The organism is Streptomyces sp. NPDC057939, assembly GCF_042887545.1.
Lineage (GTDB): Bacteria > Actinomycetota > Actinomycetes > Streptomycetales > Streptomycetaceae > Streptomyces.
Genome location: NZ_JBHVPG010000018.1, coordinates 41080 through 58500, shown reverse-complemented (window position 1 = coordinate 58500; position 17421 = coordinate 41080). Strand labels below are relative to the sequence as shown.

The window sequence follows — 17421 nt, the reverse complement described above, 5'->3', positions numbered from 1 at the left end:
CATGGCCCTAGCGGTCAACGCCACTCCGGCCCACGCGAGGGCCTCCGCGGGAACCGCCGTCGCGAACACACCCATCGAGTCCGGGGCACGCGTCCCGGCCCTCGTCATCGGCACCGGTTACGGCGGCTCCGTCGCCGCGCTGCGCCTCGCCCAGGCGGGTGTCGACGTGCACATGATCGAGATGGGCATGGCCTGGGACACCCCGGGCACCGACGGGAAGATCTTCGCCAACACCACCAAGCCGGACTACCGGTCCTACTGGCTGCGCACACGGACGAAGGCCCCGCTCAGCAACTTCCTCGGCTTCCCGATCGACAAGGACGTCCCGAAGTACACGGGCATCCTGGACGCCGAGGAGATGGGCGGGATCATCGTCTACCAGGGGCGCGGCGTCGGCGGTGGCTCCCTCGTCAACGGTGGCATGGCGGTGACCCCCAAGCGGCAGAACTTCGCCTCGATCCTGCCGTCCGTGAACGCCGACGAGATGTACGACACCTACTACCCGCGGGCCAACGCCGGCCTGGGGGTCGGCCTCATCGACCCCAACTGGTTCGAGACCGTGGACTGCTACCAGTTCTCCCGCGTCGGCCGCAAGCACGCCCAGCGTTCCGGATTCCCGTTCGTCTTCGTCCCGGACGTCTACGACTGGGACTACATGAAGAAGGAGGTGGCCGGCACCGTCCCCAAGTCCGCGGTGGCGGGCGAGATCCTCTACGGGAACAACGCCGGCAAGAAGTCCCTCCAGCAGACCTACATCGCCGCGGCCCGCGCCACCGGCAAGGTCAGCATCTCGCCCCTGCACCGGGTCACCACCGTCTCCCCCTCGGCCGGTGGCGGCTACACGGTCGTCATCGAGCAGCTGGACACCACGGGCACGACGATCGCCACCAAGAGCGTCGTCGCCGACAAGGTGTTCTTCGCTGCCGGGAGCGTCGGCACGAGCAAGCTCCTCGTGAAGCTGAAGGCCACGGGGGCGCTGCCGAACCTCAACAACGAGATCGGCAAGGGCTGGGGCGAGAACGGCAACGTCATGTGCGGCCGCGCCAACCACATGTGGGACGCGACCGGGAAGGTCCAGGCCTCCATTCCCTGCGGAGGGATCGACAACTGGGACGCCGGCGGCGCCTTCGCCGAAGTGGCCCCGCTGCCGACCGGGATCGAGACGTACGCCTCGTTCTACCTGTCGATCACGAAGAACCCGCACCGCGGCGAGTTCACCTGGGACGCCGCCGCGCAGAAGGTGGGTCTGAACTGGCAGACCTCCTGGAAGCAGCCGTCCATCGACATGGCGAAGAGCATCTTCGACAAGATCAACTCGAAGGAGGGGACGATCTACCGGACCGACCTCTTCGGCCTGAACAAGATCTGGGGCGACCACCTCACCTACCACCCGCTCGGCGGTGCGGTGTTGAACAAGGCCACCGACAACTACGGCCGTCTGCACGGGCACCCCGGCCTGTACGTGATCGACGGAGCGCTGATCCCCGGCAACACCAGCGTCAATCCGTTCGTGACGATCACGGCGCTCGCCGAGCGCAACATCGAGAAGATCATCGCAACGGACCTCTAGCGGGGGCCCGACGAAGACGGGGCCGGCCGGACTCTCCGGCCGGCCCCGCACCACGTCGGTCGCCCCGAACCGACTCAGTTGCCCGGCAGCACGCAGACGCTGTCGAGGCCCAGGACGTGATTGAGGCGTCCGAAGGCGAGCCAGGATCCGATGCTCATGCTCAGCTCCACGATCTCCAACTGGCTGTACCGGGCGGTCATCCGCTCCCAGAATTCCTCGTCGAGGTTGTGGTGGTCCAGGGCGTAGCGCTCCGCGTACTCGGCGGCCAGCCGGGTGCGGTCGTCGAACGCCTTGGTGGTGCGCCACTCGGTGACCGCGTCGGCGAACTCCTCCTCGACCTTCTCCCCGTCCCGGTCGGTGCGCCAGTCGAGGCAGAAGACGCACCCGTTGATCTGCGCGATGCGCAGCCGGGCGGCCTCGAACTCCCGCAGGCCCAGGGTGGTGTGGGCGTAGACGGAGAGGGAGAAGTTCGCGGCGGCCATGCCGATGCCGGGGACCATGTCCCCCCACACGTACTCGATGGGGTGCTGGCCCTCGGGAATGTCGATGTTCACGGCTGCTTCCTTCCGAGTTTGCCGACTGCGGGACGCAGCGGGATGTCGAGCGCGTCGTAGAGTCCGGGTTCGGCGGCGACGAGCCAGTCGATGGCTCCGACCAGCCGGCCGACGGCGGTGGCGTTGCCGCCCGCCGAGCGGTTCTCGCCCTCGTCGGTCGCCTCGATGGTGACCTCGATGCGGGGGCGTCCTTCGATGACCACGCGGTGGGCTCCGGCGCCGTCGGGCGGGGTGGGCCAGTCGGGGGCGCAGGAGGCGTGGATGCGGGTGACGTGTTCGATGACGATGCGGGGCTCGCCCTCGACGATGCCCTGGACCTCGAAGCGGATGGCCCCCTGGGTGCCGGCCTCGAAGTCGCCCATGGTGCGGGTGGTGACGGTGGTGTCGAGGGCGCGGCGTTCCGAGGTCTCGCGGATCTCGTCGAGTTCGACGCCGAGGGCTCGGGCCATCATCCGGACCTGCCCTCCCCACACCATGGTGGGGATCGAGGGCATGAGCATCATGGGCTCGAAGTCCATCGGCCGACCCATGCCGATGAGGTCGCGGACCGAGTCCGGTTGGTCGTACGTGGAGTAGTCGAAGATCTCCTGACAGCGGATCACGTCGATGGTGGAGCCGAGACCGCTGAGGAGCAGCGGCAGGACGTCGTTCCCCCAGCCCGGGTCGACGCCGGAGGCGAAGAGGGAACCGCCGCCCTCCTCGACCGCGGCGAGCACCGGGTCGCGGAACTCGGGCGGGGCGTTGCGGTGGTCGTAGAGCGGGTACAGGGCGGGGCTGACGACGGCCGCGCCCGCGGATATGGCGCGCACCAGGTCGGCGAGCGCGTCGTCGGGGCGGATGTCGCCGGACGCCGCGTACACGACGGCGGCGGGTCGGGCGGCGAGCACCGCTTCGACGTCGTCGGTCGCCACCACCCCCAACGGGTTTTGGAGTCCCGCGAGTTCGCCCGCGTCGCGGCCGACCTTGTCGGGGTTGTGGACGATCACTGCCGTGAGTTCGAGCGCCGGGTGGGCCTCGACGGCGCGGATCGCCGCGCGGCCTACGTTGCCCGTGCCCCAGACCACCGTGGGAATCATGCGCGGAGGGTAGCGAGGAGCTCATGAGGTGCCCAGGGCCGTGAACGATGAATTTCGGACGGACCCCTCGACGGACGTAATCCGAGGTGGACACCCCCTTGACCCAGATGGTCCAGACCAATAGTTTCCGGATTGCACAGCGCACGCGTTACGCACGGCCCAGGAGCACCACTCCCCGGATCCGCAAAGGAAGCCCATGCGCCGCAGCACGATCGGCAGACTCGCCGTCGCCGCCTGCTCCCTCTCCCTGCTGACCGCCTTCGCGCCCGCCGCCACCGGCGCGCAGGGCGACGCCGCCGGTCACGGCCGCACGTACAAGAAGGTCGGGTACTTCACCCAATGGGGCGTCTACGGGCGTGACTTCCAGGTCCAGGACCTCGACGCGAACGGCACGGCCGGGAAGCTCACGCACATCAACTACGCCTTCGGCAACGTCAGCGCCGAGGGCAAGTGCTTCACCGGCAACGTGGCCGGCCAGGCGGACGCCTGGGCGGACTACGCGCGCCCCCTGGACGCCGCGAACTCCGTCGACGGGGTGGCCGACACGGCCGAGCAGCCCCTTGCGGGCAACTTCAACCAGCTCAAGGAGCTCAAGGCCAAGCATCCGAACCTCAAGGTGCTGATCTCGCTCGGCGGTTGGAGCTGGTCCACCCACTTCTCGGACGCCTCCCTCACCCCGGCCTCCCGCAAGGCCTTCGTGCAGTCCTGCATCGACCTGTACATCAAGGGGAACCTGCCGCAGGACGGCGTGCGCGGCGGGGCCGGAGCCGCGGCAGGGGTCTTCGACGGCATCGACCTGGACTGGGAGTGGCCCGGGTCCGAGGCCAATGCCGGTACGAAGTTCCGGCCCGAGGACAAGCGCAACTTCACGGAACTGGTCAAGGAGTTCCGTACGCAGCTCGACGCCCACGGGCGCGCGCAGAAGCGGAAGTACGAGCTGACGGCCTTCGTCCCGACCGCACCCGCGAAGATCGACGCGGGCTTCGACGTCCGCCGGATCATGCGCGACCTGGACTTCGTCAACCTCCAGGGCTACGACTTCCACGTGTCGGGCGAGAAGACCACCGCCCAGCAGTCGGCGCTGTACGCCCGGAAGGACTTCAGCGTGGACGGCACGGTCCGGGCCTGGCGGGATCGGGGCGCGCCCGCGCACAAACTGGTGGTCGGCATGCCGTTCTACGGGCAGGGCTGGACCGGGGTCCGCGGTGGCGGGGACGGCATCGGGCAGCCCGCGACGGGACCGGCGCCGGCGACGTGGGCGGCCGGGTACGAGGACTACAAGGCCCTGAAGAAGCTGGCCGACTCGGGGACCTACAAGGTGCACCGTGACCGGCGCGGCGGGCACGCGTGGCTGTTCGACGGCACCACCCTGTGGACGTACGACGACCCGCAGGTCCTGCGCGCGAAGGGCGAGTACGTCCGCGAGAAGGGCCTGGGCGGCGCGATGTTCTGGTCCCTGGACGGCGACACCGCCGACGGCGAGCTGACGAAGGCCGTCGACCGGGGCCTGCGCGGCCGCTGACGGCCGGTCCGGCCCGAGGGTCTCCCGGACCCTCGGGCCGATGGGGCCCTCCACCGGCCGCTCCTACCGGTCCCTCCTACCGGCGCCGCCGGGCCGCGAACATCGCACCGGCCCGGCGGCGCCCACCACGTGACGCCGCGGGCCGCCAACCGGCCCGCGGCGTCATCTTCTTGCCCCCGTCCCGGCCGCGGGTCGGATCGCGGAACGGCTCCGGTACGCGTGCGCGTGCCCACACCCGCGTCCGGAGCCCGGCGTCGGGCAGGGTTCAGCGGGACCTGCCCCGGTCGGCACCTTCCCCCGCGGCCCGCCGGTGCGCCGCCGCCAGGGCCGTCGTTTCCACGAAGGCGGGGACGCGGCCCGTGCCGCCCCGGCCGGACACCGACAGGGAGGCGGCTGCCGTGCCGTAGGCCACCGCGTCGGCGAGGGTGTCGCCCAGCGCGAGGCGGGCGGTGGTGGTTCCGGTGAAGCAGTCCCCGGCGCCGGTCGCGTCGACGGGGTCCGGGTTGACGGGGACGGGGTGGTGGACCGGCCCGGTGCCGTCGTCCAGGAGCAGTCGGTCCGCGCCGGCCGTGACGGCGACGGCGCGGGCGCCCAGGGCGCGGCAGCGGGCCGCCGCGGTGGCCGGGTCGTCGGTGTCCACCAGGGCGAGGGCGTCCGCCGGGCAGGAGGTCTTGAGCAGCCCCGTCAGCGGGGCGATCCGGGCCAGTAGGTCCCGGGCCTCGTCCCGTCCGGTCAGCCGGGCCCGGTAGTTGGGGTCGTACGTGAGGTGGCCGCCGGCCTCGTGGACGGTCCGCGCGGCGTCCAGCACGGCTTCGCGGGCGGTCGGGGAGAGCGCTCCGGTGATCCCGCTGGTGATGAGGGAGCGGGTGCCGGTCAGCAGGGCTCGCCAGCCGTCGACGTGGGCCGGGGCCAGGGTGGAGCCGGCGCCCGCGGTGCGCCAGTAGACGAACTCGCGCTCGCCCTCGGTGTCGGCGCAGAGCAGGTAGGCGCCGTTGGGTCGCGGGGCCCGGCGGACGTGGGAGACGTCCACCCCGAGCTCGGCGGCGCGGCGCAGCAGCGGGACGCTGAGGTCGTCGTCCCCGACGACGGCCAGCAGGGCGGTGCGCGCTCCGGCGGCCGCGGCGGCGGCCGCGGCGTTGAGCGCGTCGCCGGAGTAGGAGATGCGGGCCGGGGTGCCGTCGACGGCTTCGCGCGGGGCGGTGTCGGTGTGGATCTCGACCAGGACCTCGCCGAGGACGAGGACGTCGTAGTGCGGGGAGGGGGGCACGGTCAGCGCCCCGGGGCGCAGTCGGCGCAGCACGGTCCGGCCAGCTCGGCGAAGACGGCGGCCAGCTCGGCCGGATCGTCGGGCAGGCCGCCGCCGATGCCGACGGCGCTCGCTCCGGCGGCGAGCCACTCCCGGACCTCGCCCGGTCGGATGCCGCCGGTCGGGACGAGCAGCGCGTCCGGGAGGACGGCCTTGAGGGAGCGGATGAACCCGGGGCCGCCCACGTGCGCCGGGAAGACCTTCGCCGCTCCCGCGTGGCGGGCGGCGGAGGCGATCTCACCTGGCGTGAAGCCGCCCTCGACGAACACGGCGTCGTGTCGCGCGGCGAACTCGCGCACCTCGGGGGCCGGGTAGGGGGAGATCAGGAAGCCGGCGCCGGCGGCGAGGGCCTCCTCCGCCTGGGCCGCGGTGGTGACGGTGCCGACGCCGATGAGGGCCGGGCGGCCGTGCGCGTCGCCGAGCGGGGCGGTGCGGGCGACGGCCGAGGCCCAGTCGGGGGTGGAGGTGGTCAACTCGACGGCTCGGCATCCCGCCGCGAGCAGGGCCGTGGTGCGGCGGACGGCTTCGTCCGGGCCGGGGTCGCGCAGTACCGGCAGCAGGCGCTGGGCGGCCATCACCGCGTACGGATGGCAGGACATCGGACCCCCCGATTTGTTCCACATAGCGGAACTGCATATCGTGTAATGGAACTCAGTGGTCCAGACCTTACACATCCAGGGAGCCCGCGTGTCAACGGAGCGAGCACCGTCGGCCGTCCCGGCACACGAGGACGGCCCCGCCGGTCAGGGCGAACCCACCGGCCCGTCCCCCCGGTCCGGAGGCCGGACGTCGGCGGCCGGATCCGCGCTGGAGAAGTCGCTGCGGATCCTGGAGGCGGTCGCGGCGCCCGGCGGACCGCACCGGCTGACGGACGTCATGACGGCGGCGGCGGTCCCCAAGTCGAGCACCTTCCGCATCCTCGCGGCACTGGTCGAGCAGGGCTTCGTACGCTCCGACGGCGACGGCCGCTACGGGGTGGGCCCGCGGCTGCGCGGGCTGTCCGCCATGGTCGGCGGCGGGGAGCCGGCGAGCGTCCAGCAGATCCTGGACGAGCTCCGGCTGGCGACCGGCCAGACGGTGCACCTGGCCCTGCACAGCGGCGAGACCATCACCTACATCCACAAGTTGGAGAGCGGCCAACCCTTCCGCACCGCCTCCCGGATCGGCATGCGGGTGCCGCTGCACACCACGGCGATCGGCAAGGCCGTCCTCGCCCACCTCCCCCCGCACGAGCTGCGGGAACTGCTCGACGCCACCGGGCTGCCCGCGCGCACGCCGCGGACGCTGACCACCGCGCGGGCCCTCGCCACCGAACTGGAGGCGGTCCGGGAACGGGGCTTCGCCGTGGACGACGAGGAGAACGAGCCGACGATCCGCTGCATCGGCGCGGCCGTCCTCGGCGCCGACGGTCGCCCGGTCGGCGGCGTCTCGGTGACCACCGTCACGTTCCTGGTCTCCCGCGAGGAGATCGAGGCGTACGCCCCGGCCCTGCGCACCGCCGCCGAGGCTCTGACACCCCTGCTGTGAACGCCCCGAGCCCCGCCGGGGCCGCCCCGGCGGGGGTTTCGGAAGTGGCGCCGAAAACGTCTTCCGGATAAGTGTTATCGGGGCCCCTCTCGACGGTCTCCCAGTTATTGGGCATCATCGACCGCCGGTACGGACAGGGACTTTCACATGAGCACACAGCACACGGCAGCACTGGTGGCAGCGGCCCGCGCGGGCGATCCCCGCGCGCAGGACGAGCTCGTCAGCGCCCACCTGCCGCTCGTCTACAACATCGTCGGTCGGGCCCTGAACGGGTCCTGCGACGTGGACGACGTGGTGCAGGACACCATGCTGCGCGCGCTCGACGGGCTGGGCGCCCTGCGGTCGGACGAGAGCTTCCGCTCCTGGCTCGTCGCGATCACGATGAACCGGATCCGGGCGCACTGGCAGGCCCGCGACAACGGCCTCGGCGAGAGCGGGCTGGAGGAGGCCGGTGACGTCGCCGACCCGGGCGCCGACTTCGCGGACCTGACCGTCGTACGGCTCCACCTGTCGGGTCAGCGCCGCGAGACCGCCCGGGCGACACGCTGGCTGGAGCCCGACGACCGGGCGCTGCTGTCCCTGTGGTGGCTGGAGTGCGCCGGTGAGGTGACGCGGGCCGACGTGGCCGCGGCGCTGGAGCTGACGCCGCAGCACACCGCCGTCCGCGTCCAGCGGATGAAGGCGCAGTTGGAGGCCGCCCGGGTCGTGGAGCGGGCGTTGGAGGCGCAGCCCCCGTGCGACGGGCTGCGCTCGATGACGGCCGGCTGGGACGGGCGGCCCTCGGCGCTGTGGCGCAAGCGAATAGCCCGGCACGCCCGCGAGTGCCTGCGCTGCTCGGGGCTGTGGAACGGGCTGGTGCCCGCGGAGGGCCTGCTGGCCGGACTGGCCCTGGTGCCCGTCACCGCGGCGCTGCTGGCGGGCGTGCGGTCGGCCGTCTCTGCCGGCTACACCCCGGTCGCGGCGGCCTCGTTCGCCGACGCCGCGACGCAGCTGACCCCGGTGGTGTCCGGACCGGGCCGCGCCGCGCGCCGCAGGACGGGCGACACCGGCACCGGCACCGGCGGTGACCCGGCCGGCAGCCGCGGGGCGCTGCGCAAGCGGCGCCAGAACCGGCGCCGGGCCATCGGCGGCGCGGTGATCGCCGCCTGCGTCGCGGGCGGCGGCCTGGTCTACCTGGGCTCGCTCCCGGGTTCGGGTGACACCGAGGCGACCGGCGCCACGCCCGCGTCCCCGCTGGCGGCCCTGTCGGCGCCCGACACCGGCGCCCCGTCCTCGTCCGCACCGGCGTCCCCCTCCGCCTCGGCTTCCGTGTCGGCGTCCCCCTCCCCGTCCGCCTCGGCCTCGCAGTCCGCGTCGCCGTCGCCCTCCGTCGTCAAGTCCTCCTCGGCCGCCCCGTCGCCGACCCGGAGCACGCCGCCGACCACGAAGGCGGCCGCCCCGGCTCCGGCGCCCGCCCCGCAGGGTGTCGTCGGCCAGGTCATCGCGCTGGCCAACACCGAGCGGGCGGCCGCCGGCTGCGGCCCGCTCAAGGACGACGCGCAACTGCGCTCCGCCGCGCAGGCCCACTCGGCGGACATGGCGCAGCGGAACTTCTTCTCGCACACCAACCCCGACGGGGCGGACCCGGGGGCCAGGACGACCGCGTCCGGGTACCGCTGGTCGACGTACGGCGAGAACATAGCCAAGGGTCAGCAGACCGCCCAGGCGGTGATGGACTCGTGGATGAAGAGCCCGGGGCACCGCGCGAACATCCTCAACTGCTCCTTCAAGGACCTCGGCGTGGGCATGCAGCCGGGCGCCGGCGGCCCCTGGTGGACCCAGAACTTCGGCGCCCGCTAGTACGTGTCGGGCGGTCCACCGGGGCCACTCCCGCTCAATCCCCTTCGTGACTCAGAATCCGGGCAAGATAGGACCTGGAGCCGAAGGGGCTGATGAGAGCGGGTGGGGTGAGGGCGGTGGCGAGGAAGGAACTGCGGCCGCACCAGCGCGAGGCCGTGGACGCCGTGGTCCGCGCGCTCCAGTTGCCCGCGGACGGTCGGGTGCCGGAGCGGGGCCTGCGGACCCAGGTGATCATGGCCACCGGGTCCGGCAAGTCCCTCGTCGCGGTGCGCTCCGCCGAGGAGTTGCGGGCGTCCCGGGTGCTCGTCCTGGTGCCCTCCCTGGACCTGCTGGTGCAGACGGTGGCCGGCTGGCGCGAGGGGGGCCGCTCGGGCCGGGCCTTCGCCGTGTGTTCGTTGCGCGGCGAGGACGTGGGCCTGCCCACGACCACCGACCCCGCCGAGCTGGCCCGGTGGGCAGGCGGGACCGCGCAGCGGGTGACCGTGTTCGCCACGTACGCCTCGCTGGGCCTGGGCACCATCGAGCGGGCGCACGGGGCTGCCCTGCCGTCCTGGGACCTGATCGTCGTCGACGAGGCCCACCGGACGTCCGGGCGGATCGGCAAGCCGTGGGCGGTGGTGCACGACAACACCCGGATCGCGTCCGTGCGGCGGCTGTACATGACGGCGACGCCCAGGGTGTGGCGTGACGGGGAGGACGGCGAGGACGGCGAGGAACCGGTCGGCGGCGAGGGCACGCGCGGCGGGGGCACGCTCGTCGCGTCGATGGAGGACGATCCGCTGGGGCCGTTCGGCGCGCGCTGCCACACCCTCTCGCTGTCGGAGGCCATCGACCGGGGGATCTGCGCCCCCTACCGCGTCGTGTGCGTCGACGTCTCGGGACCGGGGTTCCGGTCGGCGCTGCTGCTGGGTACCGAAGGACGCTCCGACGAGGTGCGCGGGATGCGGCTGGCGGCGTTGCAGGCGGCCCTGGTCAAGGCTGCGGCGGTTCAGGGGTTCCGTCGGACGCTGGTCTTCCACCATCTGACGAAGGAGGCCGAGGCCTTCGCGGCGGGGCTTCCCGCGGTCGCGGCGCGGCTGCGGGCCACGAGCCGGGCCCCGCTGCCCGCGTACCCGCGCACCGTGTGGGCGGACTGGCTGGGCGGGCAGCACCCGGCGGGGCACCGGCGGCGGGTGCTGGAGGCGTTCGCCGATGACCGGATCGCCGACAAGGCGTTCCTCGGGAGCGTCCGGGTGCTGGGCGAGGGAGTGGACACCAAGGAGTGCGACTCCGTGTTCTGGGCCGACGTACGCGGTTCCATGCCCGACCTGGTGCAGGCGGTCGGCCGGGCGCTGCGGATCCGCCCGGGTGAGGGGAAGGTCGCCTCGCTGGTCGTGCCGGTGTTGCTGGGCCCCGGGGAGAGCCCGGACTCGATGCTGACCTCCCGCGCGTACGGTGACCTCGCGCGGCTGCTGGAAGCGCTGCGGGCGCACGACTCGCGGCTGGTGGAGGCGCTCGCCCAGCCGCAGGCACCGAGCCGGACGCCGACGCACCCGGGTACGGCAGGGGTGGGGACCGGCCCCGGGCCGGGGGCCGAGGCCCTGCTGAGCTTCTCCACGCCCCACGACCCTGCGCTACTGGCGGCGTTCATCCGGCTGCGCGTGCTGAACCCGGAGCACACGCGGTGGCGGCGGGGCGCGGAGGCGGCCCGGGTCTACGCCGCCACGGTCGGGGACCTGAAGGTGCCGTTCGCCTACAAGGTCCCCGAGGCGGAGGGGCTGCCGGCGGCCCTGGCGGGGTTCCCGCTCGGCCAGTGGATCGCCGACGCCCGGCGCACGTACCGCAGGGGCGCGCTGGGCCGGGAACGGACGCTGGAGCTGGACGAACTCGGCATGGTCTGGAACCACTTCGACGTGGCCTTCGAGGAGGGCCTCGCGGCGGCCCGGGCCTGGGCCGCCGACCACGGGCACCTGTTGCCGCCCGTGGAGGCGACCTGGCGCGGGGTGCCCGTCGGGGTGTGGGTCAAGAACAACCGGGCGGCCGCCCGTCGGAAGGGGCCGGGGGCGCTCTCGCAGGAGCGGCGCGAGGCCCTGGAGGAGATCGATCCCTCCTGGTGTCCGGCCTGGGACATCGGCTGGCAGCGGGCCTTCCTGCTGACCCGGGCCCATCTGGAGGCGGGCGGACCGATGCCCCTGGAGCCGGGCCGCGTGGTCGTCCAGGGCGAGGACCTGGGCCAGTGGGTCCGGGCCCAGCGGCTGGGTTGGGCCGGGCTGGCGTGGGCCCAGCGGTGGCTGCTGGAGCACACGCTGGGCCTGGCCCCCGCGGCCGCCGCGGAACGTCCACCACCGCGCCGCAGCCACGCGGCGGCCTGGGCCGAGCACCTGGAGGCCGCCCGACGGTTCCACGCCCGGGAGCGGCACCTGCGGGTGCCCCGGGCGCACGTGGAGCCGGTCGGCGGCCACGAGGTGCGGCTCGGCGCGTGGATCGCGAACCAGCGCGCCCGGGCCGGGAGCCTCGCCCCGGACCGGGCTGCCGCCCTGACCGCCCTCGGCATGCGCTGGTCGGCGTCCCGCTGATCCGGGCCGTGCGCCGGCGGTGACGCGCCTCAGTGGTGGAAGCCGGACCGGGGTTCGGTCGCGGGGACCGGCTGCGGGTGGGCCGCGAGGTGTTCCACGGCCCGGCGCAGGTCGGCGACGAGCAGGGCGATCTGGTCCCGGGTCACCCCGTGGCGGATCAGGACGCGTTGGATGACGGTGTCCTGGCGGTCCGCGGGCAGCGGGTACGAGGGCACCTGCCAGCCGCGCATCCGCAGCCGGTCGGAGAGGTCGTAGAGGGTGAATCCGGCGCCCTCCGGATCCGCGAGGGTGTACGAGACGGCGGGTAGGGCGCCCTCCCCGTCGTAGAGCAGGGTGAAGGCCCCGATGTCGGCGATCTGCGCGGCCAGGTAGCGGGCGGTGTCGGCGCAGGCCTGCTGGACGCGCCGGTAGCCCTCGCGGCCCAGGCGCAGGAACAGGTAGTACTGGGCGATGACCTCGCCGCCGGGCCGGGAGAAGTTGAGGGCGAAGGTCGGCATGTCGCCGCCGAGGTAGTCCACGTCGAAGACGAGGTCGGCGGGCAGCAGGTCCGCGGTGCGCCACACGATCCAGCCGACGCCGAGCGGTGCGAGGCCGTACTTGTGGCCGGAGGTGTTGATGGAGGCCACGCGCGGCAGCCGGAAGTCCCACACCACGTCGGGGTGGAGGAAGGGTGCGACGAAGCCGCCGCTGGCGCCGTCCACGTGGAGGGGGACGTCCCAGCCGTGCTCGGCCTGGATGCGGTCGAGTTCGGCGGAGAGTTCGGCGACGGGCTCGTAGTCGCAGGTGTAGGTGACGCCGAGGATGGCGACGACCCCGATGGTGTTCTCGTCGACGTGCGCGGCGAGCTGGTGCGGGAGCAGGCCGGTGGCTCCGGGCTCCAGGGGTACCTGTCGGAGCTCGACGTCGAAGTACCGGCCGAACTTCTCCCAGCAGATCTGCACGGGCCCGCACACCAGGTTGGGGCGGTCCGCGGGCTTGCCCTCCGCCCGGCGCCGGGCCCGCCAGCGCCACTTGAGGGCGAGGCCGCCGAGCATGGCCGCCTCGCTGGAGCCGGTGGTGGAGCAGCCGGTGCCCGCGGTGCCGGCCGGGGCGTTCCAGAGGTCGGCCAGGATGTTGACGCAGCGGGCCTCGATCTCCGCCGTCTGGGGGTACTCGTCCTTGTCGATCATGTTCTTGTCGAGGCACTCGTTCATCAGGCGGTGCACGCCGTCGTCCGACCAGGTGGTGCAGAAGGTGGCCAGGTTCTGGGCGGCGTTGCCGTCGAGGAGCAGTTCGTCGTGGAGGAGCGAGTAGACGACCTCGGAGGGCGAGGGTTCGTCGGGCATGCGGAACTTCGGAAGGATCTGGCCGCTCAGGACGGACGCGAACACGTCCACGTCGGCGTCCCGGGATTGCGCGTCCTTCGTCTCATGAAGAGCCATATTCGGACTATACGGTGCGAACCGCCATGAACCCGGCTACCTCCGCGAGGGTTCGCGTCGCTGCTTCCGGCCGAGTCTGCGATGTGACCCCGTCCATAGGAACCTGGATTCGCCGCAAGAATTACTGACGAGTAGCATGAGCTCCGTAGATTTTCCCGTCGAGGCCGCCGGAGCCGCTCGGGACGGGAAGATCGGCTCATTCGTTTTATACGAAACTTATCGGGTGATGTCCGGATAGCGGTCAACTGCCCGCGCTGCCCTGATAGTTCTACGGCCATGAACAAGATCACCCGCCGGCAGGCCTTGGGCACCACTGCCGGCGCACTCACCGTCCTCGGCCTCGCGGGCGCCACCGCGCACGCCGCCGCCACCGACTCCCGGGCCGCCGCCACCCCCGCCGGCACCGTCGACGAGGTGTACAAGGGCCGACGCATCCGGATAACCCCCGGCCAGGGCGGCCACCACGGCGGTCACCACTCCCCCGACATGCCGACCGTCCGCATAGACGGCCGCGAGCTCCACGTCATGCGCAACGCGGACGGCACCTGGATCAGCGTGGTCAACCACTACGAGACGTTCGCCGATCCGACCTCACTGGCCCGCGCCGCCGTGCGCGAGCTCCAGGGCGCCGTCCTCGCGCCGTTCGCACCGATGGGAGGCGCGGCATGACCGTCCGCAAGAACCAGGCCGCGCTGACCCCCGAGGAGAAGCGCGCCTTCACCAACGCGCTGCTCGAACTGAAGCGCACCGGCCGCTACGACCGCTTCGTGACCACCCACAACGGGTTCATCATGAGCGACACCGACTCGGGCGACCGGGTGGGCCACCGCTCCCCGTCCTTCCTGCCCTGGCACCGCCGCTTTCTCCTCGAATTCGAGGCTGCACTTCAGGCGGTGGACGCGAGCGTGGCGATCCCTTACTGGGACTGGAGCGTCGACCGCACCACCCGCTCCTCCCTCTGGGCCGCCGACTTCCTCGGCGGGACCGGCCGGGCCCGCGACGGACAGGTCATCGACGGACCGTTCGCCTACTCGACCGGCAAGTGGGACGTGAACGTCCGCGTGGACGGGCGCAACTACCTGCGCCGGGCCCTGGGCACCGGAGTGGCGGAGCTTCCCACCAAGGCCGAGGTGGACGCCGTGCTGGCCATGCCCGTCTACGACATGGCCCCCTGGAACAGCTCCTCGAACGGCTTCCGCAACAACCTGGAGGGCTGGCGCGGCGCCAACCTCCACAACCGGGTCCACGTCTGGGTCGGCGGCCAGATGGCCACCGGCGTCTCCCCCAACGACCCCGTCTTCTGGATGCACCACGCCTTCATCGACAAGCTGTGGGCGGACTGGCAGACCCGCCACCCGCAGTCCACGTACCTCCCGGCCGCCGGCACGCCGAACGTGGTGGACCTGCGCGACACGATGCGGCCGTGGAACGACGTGACCCCGGCCGACATGCTGGACCACCGGAAGTTCTACACGTTCGACACCGAGCCCGTCGCGGCGGGCCGCCAGCGGTAGTGCAGTTCGGGGCGGCCGACCTGGCCGTACCGGGGGGCCCGGTCCGCACGGCCGGTGTCCACCAGGTGCTCCAGGTAGCGCCGGGCGGTGATCCGGGACGTCCCGGCCGCCTCGGCCGCCCCCGCGGCGGTGAGGCCCTCGGTCGCCGCCCTGAGCAGCGCCGCGACCCGGTCCAGGGTCGGGGCGCTGAGCCCCTTGGGCAGTTCCGCCGGACCGGGCGCGCGCAGTGCGGCGAGCGCCCGGTCCACGTCGTCCTGACCGGCCGCCTCGCCCGCCGACGCGCGGAACTCGGCGTAGCGCAGCAGCCGTTCGCGCAGGGTCGGGAAGGCGAAGGGCTTCAGTACGTACTGCACGATGCCCAGGGAGACGCTCTCCCGGACCACTGCCAGGTCGCGCGCCGAGGTCACCGCGATCACGTCGGCGGGGTGGCCGGAGGCGCGCAGTCCGCGCGCGAAACGCAGCCCGTTGCCGTCCGGCAGGGTGAGGTCGAGGAGCAGCAGGTCGACCCGGGTGCGCTCCAGGGTCCGGGTGGCATCGGCGAGCGTGTGGACGACGGCGACGACGGTGAAACCGGGAACCCGGCCGACGTAGAGCGCGTGCGCGTCGGCCGCCACCGGATCGTCCTCGACGACGAGGACCCGCACCTTCGGGGCGCTCATGACGACCCCTCCCCACCACGCCGCTGACCGGGGATCCGCACGGTCGCAGCACCCGGGGCCGGCGGCTCCCGATCGGCCTCCGGGTCCGGGCCGGCCCGCGGCGGCTCCGGCGCCGGCGCCGTGACCTGCTGCGGGTCCGGATTCGGCCCGGGGTTCGGATTCGGCCGCGGCTCCGGGGCCTGCCGGGGTTCCGGCCGGAGTTCCGGTTCCGGGGCCGACGGCAGCCGTACGGTGAACTCCGCGCCGTATCCCGAGGTGCCGACCGCTGCGTCCGCCGCGCCTCCGTGGCGGTGCGCCACCTGTCGGACCAGCGCGAGACCCAGCCCGCGCCCCTCCCCCTTGCCGGACCAGCCGCGCCGGAACACGTCCACCCCTTCGGGCAGGCCCGGGCCGTTGTCCGCGACCCGCAGGAACAGCCCGCCCGCCTCCCGGCGCACGGTGACCGCGATCCGCCCTCCCGGGACCCCGGTGAGGGCGTCGACGGCGTTGTCGATCAGGTTGCCGAGCACCGTGACGAGGTCCCGGGCGGGCGGGATCCCCGGCGCCCCGTCGACGGCCCCGCTGTCCGGGGTGACGACCAGCTCGATGCCTCGCTCGTGCGCCTGTGCGGCCTTGCCCAGGAGCAGGGCCACCAGCACGGGTTCGCCCACGGCGGTGACCACCTCGTCGGTCAGGGCCTGGGCCAGCTCCAGTTCGGCGGTGGCGAAGTCCACCGCCTCGTCGCTGCGGCCCAGTTCGATGAGGGAGACGACGGTGTGCAGCCGGTTGGCCGCCTCGTGCGCCTGGGCGCGCAGGGCCTGGGTGAACCCCCGCTCCTGGTCCAACTCACCGGTCAGCGCTTGCAGTTCGGTGTGGTCGCGCAGGGTCACCACCGTGCCCCGGCGGCCACCGCCGGCGACGGGCGAACTGTTGACGACGAGTACCCGTTGGGCGCTGAGGTGCACCTCGTCGACCCGGGGGCGGTCGGAGAGCAGGGCGCCCGTCAGCGGGGCGGGCAGCCCGAGGTCGGCCACTCCCGTGCCGGTGACCTCGTCGTGCAGGTCGAGGAGTTCGCGGCCGGCGTCGTTGATGAGGGTGATCCTGCGCTGCCCGTCGAGCATCAGCAGCCCCTCCCGGACCCCGTGCAGGGCCGCCTGGTGGTAGTCGTACATCCGGCTCAGCTCGGCGGCGTTCATGCCGTGGGTGTGCCGGCGCAGCCGGGCGTTCACGACGTACGTACCCACCGCGCCGAGGGCGAGCGCCCCGGCCGCCCACCAGGCCAGGGCGGAGAGCTGCGCCGCCAGCCGGTCGCTGACCGCGCGGACCGTGATGCCCGCGCTGACCAGGCCGGTGATCCGGCCGTCCCGGTCGGTCAGCGGGGTGACCACGCGGATCGAGGGGCCGAGGGTGCCCGTGTAGGTCTCGCTGAAGGTCTCGCCGCGCAGCGCGGGGGCGGTGTTGCCGAGGAAGCGCTCGCCGATGCGGCGCGGGTCGGGGTGGGTCCAGCGCCTCCCGTCCGGGGTCATGATCGTCACGAAGTCGACCCCCGAGTCGGTCCGCACCCGCTCCGCGTAGGGCTGGAGCGCGGTGGAGGGGTCGACCCCGTGCGCGGCGGCGCCGACGGCCTCCTGCACGGACGGCGAGTCGGCGACGGCCCGGGCCACGGCCCCGGCCTGCCGCCGGGCGGCGTCCTCGGCCTGGCCCCGGGCGGCGGCGTAGGCGAAGACGGCACATCCGGCGACGACGACGGCGACCAGCAGGACCTGCATGGCGAACAGCTGGCCGGCGAGGCTCCGGGGCGGTCGGGGGAAGCGGAACATGGCGCTCAGTGTGCACCCGGCCGTGAACTCAATGAACGCAAGGGTGACCGGGGTCACATGCTGGGCGATGGTCTCCCGG

The 17421-nt window shown here is 73.1% G+C and carries 14 protein-coding genes; 7 read left to right on the top strand and 7 right to left on the bottom strand.

What is annotated here, in order from left to right:
• Position 1: 1 nt before the first annotated feature.
• Positions 2 to 1570, top strand: a complete 1569-nt coding sequence (locus ACFVS6_RS20810; protein ID WP_389705691.1) for a GMC oxidoreductase — start codon at positions 2 to 4, stop codon at positions 1568 to 1570.
• 74 nt (positions 1571 to 1644) lie between these two features.
• Here ACFVS6_RS20810 and ACFVS6_RS20805 read toward each other — a convergent pair whose 3' ends face one another.
• Together ACFVS6_RS20805 and ACFVS6_RS20800 are read right to left on the bottom strand one after the other, a co-directional pair.
• On the bottom strand, positions 1645 to 2124 hold the full coding sequence (locus ACFVS6_RS20805) for a carboxymuconolactone decarboxylase family protein (RefSeq protein WP_389705689.1): 480 nt from the start codon (positions 2122 to 2124) through the stop codon (positions 1645 to 1647).
• Complete coding sequence (locus ACFVS6_RS20800) at positions 2121 to 3200, bottom strand: dihydrodipicolinate reductase (protein ID WP_389705687.1); 1080 nt, start codon at positions 3198 to 3200, stop codon at positions 2121 to 2123. The genes ACFVS6_RS20805 and ACFVS6_RS20800 overlap by 4 nt, the downstream gene beginning before the upstream one ends.
• Before the next feature lie 196 nt (positions 3201 to 3396).
• On the opposite strand from ACFVS6_RS20800, the gene ACFVS6_RS20795 reads away from it, so the two are divergent.
• Positions 3397 to 4722: a glycoside hydrolase family 18 protein gene (locus tag ACFVS6_RS20795; protein WP_389705685.1), complete on the top strand. Its 1326-nt coding sequence runs from the start codon at positions 3397 to 3399 to the stop codon at positions 4720 to 4722.
• Positions 4723 to 4987: 265 nt separating this feature from the next.
• Here ACFVS6_RS20795 and ACFVS6_RS20790 read toward each other — a convergent pair whose 3' ends face one another.
• Together ACFVS6_RS20790 and ACFVS6_RS20785 are read right to left on the bottom strand one after the other, a co-directional pair.
• On the bottom strand, positions 4988 to 6022 hold the full coding sequence (locus ACFVS6_RS20790; RefSeq protein ID WP_389705683.1) for a sugar kinase: 1035 nt from the start codon (positions 6020 to 6022) through the stop codon (positions 4988 to 4990).
• Positions 5992 to 6627 carry a bifunctional 4-hydroxy-2-oxoglutarate aldolase/2-dehydro-3-deoxy-phosphogluconate aldolase gene (locus tag ACFVS6_RS20785; RefSeq protein ID WP_389705681.1) on the bottom strand — a complete coding sequence of 212 codons (636 nt, stop codon included), beginning with the start codon at positions 6625 to 6627 and terminating at the stop codon, positions 5992 to 5994. Before ACFVS6_RS20785 ends, ACFVS6_RS20790 begins: the two co-directional genes overlap by 31 nt.
• An 88-nt stretch (positions 6628 to 6715) precedes the next feature.
• Here ACFVS6_RS20785 and ACFVS6_RS20780 point away from each other — a divergent pair, with 88 nt between their 5' ends.
• From ACFVS6_RS20780 to ACFVS6_RS20770, 3 genes are all read left to right on the top strand, one after another.
• The gene (locus ACFVS6_RS20780; protein WP_389705679.1) at positions 6716 to 7555 is read left to right on the top strand and encodes an IclR family transcriptional regulator; all 840 of its coding nucleotides are present in this window, start codon (positions 6716 to 6718) and stop codon (positions 7553 to 7555) included.
• Positions 7556 to 7702: 147 nt separating this feature from the next.
• The gene (locus ACFVS6_RS20775; protein ID WP_389705678.1) at positions 7703 to 9394 is read left to right on the top strand and encodes a sigma-70 family RNA polymerase sigma factor; all 1692 of its coding nucleotides are present in this window, start codon (positions 7703 to 7705) and stop codon (positions 9392 to 9394) included.
• 116 nt (positions 9395 to 9510) lie between these two features.
• Positions 9511 to 11949 carry a Helicase associated domain protein gene (locus ACFVS6_RS20770; protein WP_389705676.1) on the top strand — a complete coding sequence of 813 codons (2439 nt, stop codon included), beginning with the start codon at positions 9511 to 9513 and terminating at the stop codon, positions 11947 to 11949.
• A 29-nt stretch (positions 11950 to 11978) separates the two neighbouring features.
• Here ACFVS6_RS20770 and ACFVS6_RS20765 read toward each other — a convergent pair whose 3' ends face one another.
• Positions 11979 to 13370: a glutamate decarboxylase gene (locus tag ACFVS6_RS20765; RefSeq protein WP_389705674.1), complete on the bottom strand. Its 1392-nt coding sequence runs from the start codon at positions 13368 to 13370 to the stop codon at positions 11979 to 11981.
• 276 nt (positions 13371 to 13646) lie between these two features.
• Between ACFVS6_RS20765 and ACFVS6_RS20760 the strand changes: the two genes are divergently transcribed.
• Both ACFVS6_RS20760 and ACFVS6_RS20755 read left to right on the top strand, forming a co-directional pair.
• Entirely contained in the window at positions 13647 to 14039 is a 393-nt protein-coding gene (locus tag ACFVS6_RS20760) for a tyrosinase family oxidase copper chaperone (protein ID WP_389705672.1), read from the top strand.
• Positions 14036 to 14884, top strand: coding sequence for a tyrosinase family protein (locus ACFVS6_RS20755; protein ID WP_389705671.1), 849 nt, complete (start codon positions 14036 to 14038; stop codon positions 14882 to 14884). Before ACFVS6_RS20760 ends, ACFVS6_RS20755 begins: the two co-directional genes overlap by 4 nt.
• Here the strand turns inward: ACFVS6_RS20755 and ACFVS6_RS20750 are convergent.
• The gene (locus ACFVS6_RS20750) at positions 14839 to 15543 is read right to left on the bottom strand and encodes a response regulator (protein ID WP_389705669.1); all 705 of its coding nucleotides are present in this window, start codon (positions 15541 to 15543) and stop codon (positions 14839 to 14841) included. The genes ACFVS6_RS20755 and ACFVS6_RS20750 overlap by 46 nt on opposite strands.
• The gene (locus tag ACFVS6_RS20745; RefSeq protein WP_389705668.1) at positions 15540 to 17342 is read right to left on the bottom strand and encodes an ATP-binding protein; all 1803 of its coding nucleotides are present in this window, start codon (positions 17340 to 17342) and stop codon (positions 15540 to 15542) included. Before ACFVS6_RS20745 ends, ACFVS6_RS20750 begins: the two co-directional genes overlap by 4 nt.
• Positions 17343 to 17421: the final 79 nt, after the last annotated feature.

What these genes read in the sequence shown, in the direction of transcription:
- ACFVS6_RS20775 (WP_389705678.1), top strand. Translation starts at nt 7,703, where the DNA reads ATGAGCACACAGCACACGGCAGCACTGGTGGCAGCGGCCCGCGCGGGC.
- ACFVS6_RS20810 (WP_389705691.1), top strand. Translation starts at nt 2, where the DNA reads ATGGCCCTAGCGGTCAACGCCACTCCGGCCCACGCGAGGGCCTCCGCG.
- ACFVS6_RS20745 (WP_389705668.1), bottom strand. Translation starts at nt 17,342, where the DNA reads ATGTTCCGCTTCCCCCGACCGCCCCGGAGCCTCGCCGGCCAGCTGTTC.
- ACFVS6_RS20785 (WP_389705681.1), bottom strand. Translation starts at nt 6,627, where the DNA reads ATGTCCTGCCATCCGTACGCGGTGATGGCCGCCCAGCGCCTGCTGCCG.
- ACFVS6_RS20800 (WP_389705687.1), bottom strand. Translation starts at nt 3,200, where the DNA reads ATGATTCCCACGGTGGTCTGGGGCACGGGCAACGTAGGCCGCGCGGCG.
- ACFVS6_RS20760 (WP_389705672.1), top strand. Translation starts at nt 13,647, where the DNA reads ATGAACAAGATCACCCGCCGGCAGGCCTTGGGCACCACTGCCGGCGCA.
- ACFVS6_RS20765 (WP_389705674.1), bottom strand. Translation starts at nt 13,370, where the DNA reads ATGGCTCTTCATGAGACGAAGGACGCGCAATCCCGGGACGCCGACGTG.
- ACFVS6_RS20795 (WP_389705685.1), top strand. Translation starts at nt 3,397, where the DNA reads ATGCGCCGCAGCACGATCGGCAGACTCGCCGTCGCCGCCTGCTCCCTC.
- ACFVS6_RS20755 (WP_389705671.1), top strand. Translation starts at nt 14,036, where the DNA reads ATGACCGTCCGCAAGAACCAGGCCGCGCTGACCCCCGAGGAGAAGCGC.
- ACFVS6_RS20750 (WP_389705669.1), bottom strand. Translation starts at nt 15,543, where the DNA reads ATGAGCGCCCCGAAGGTGCGGGTCCTCGTCGTCGAGGACGATCCGGTG.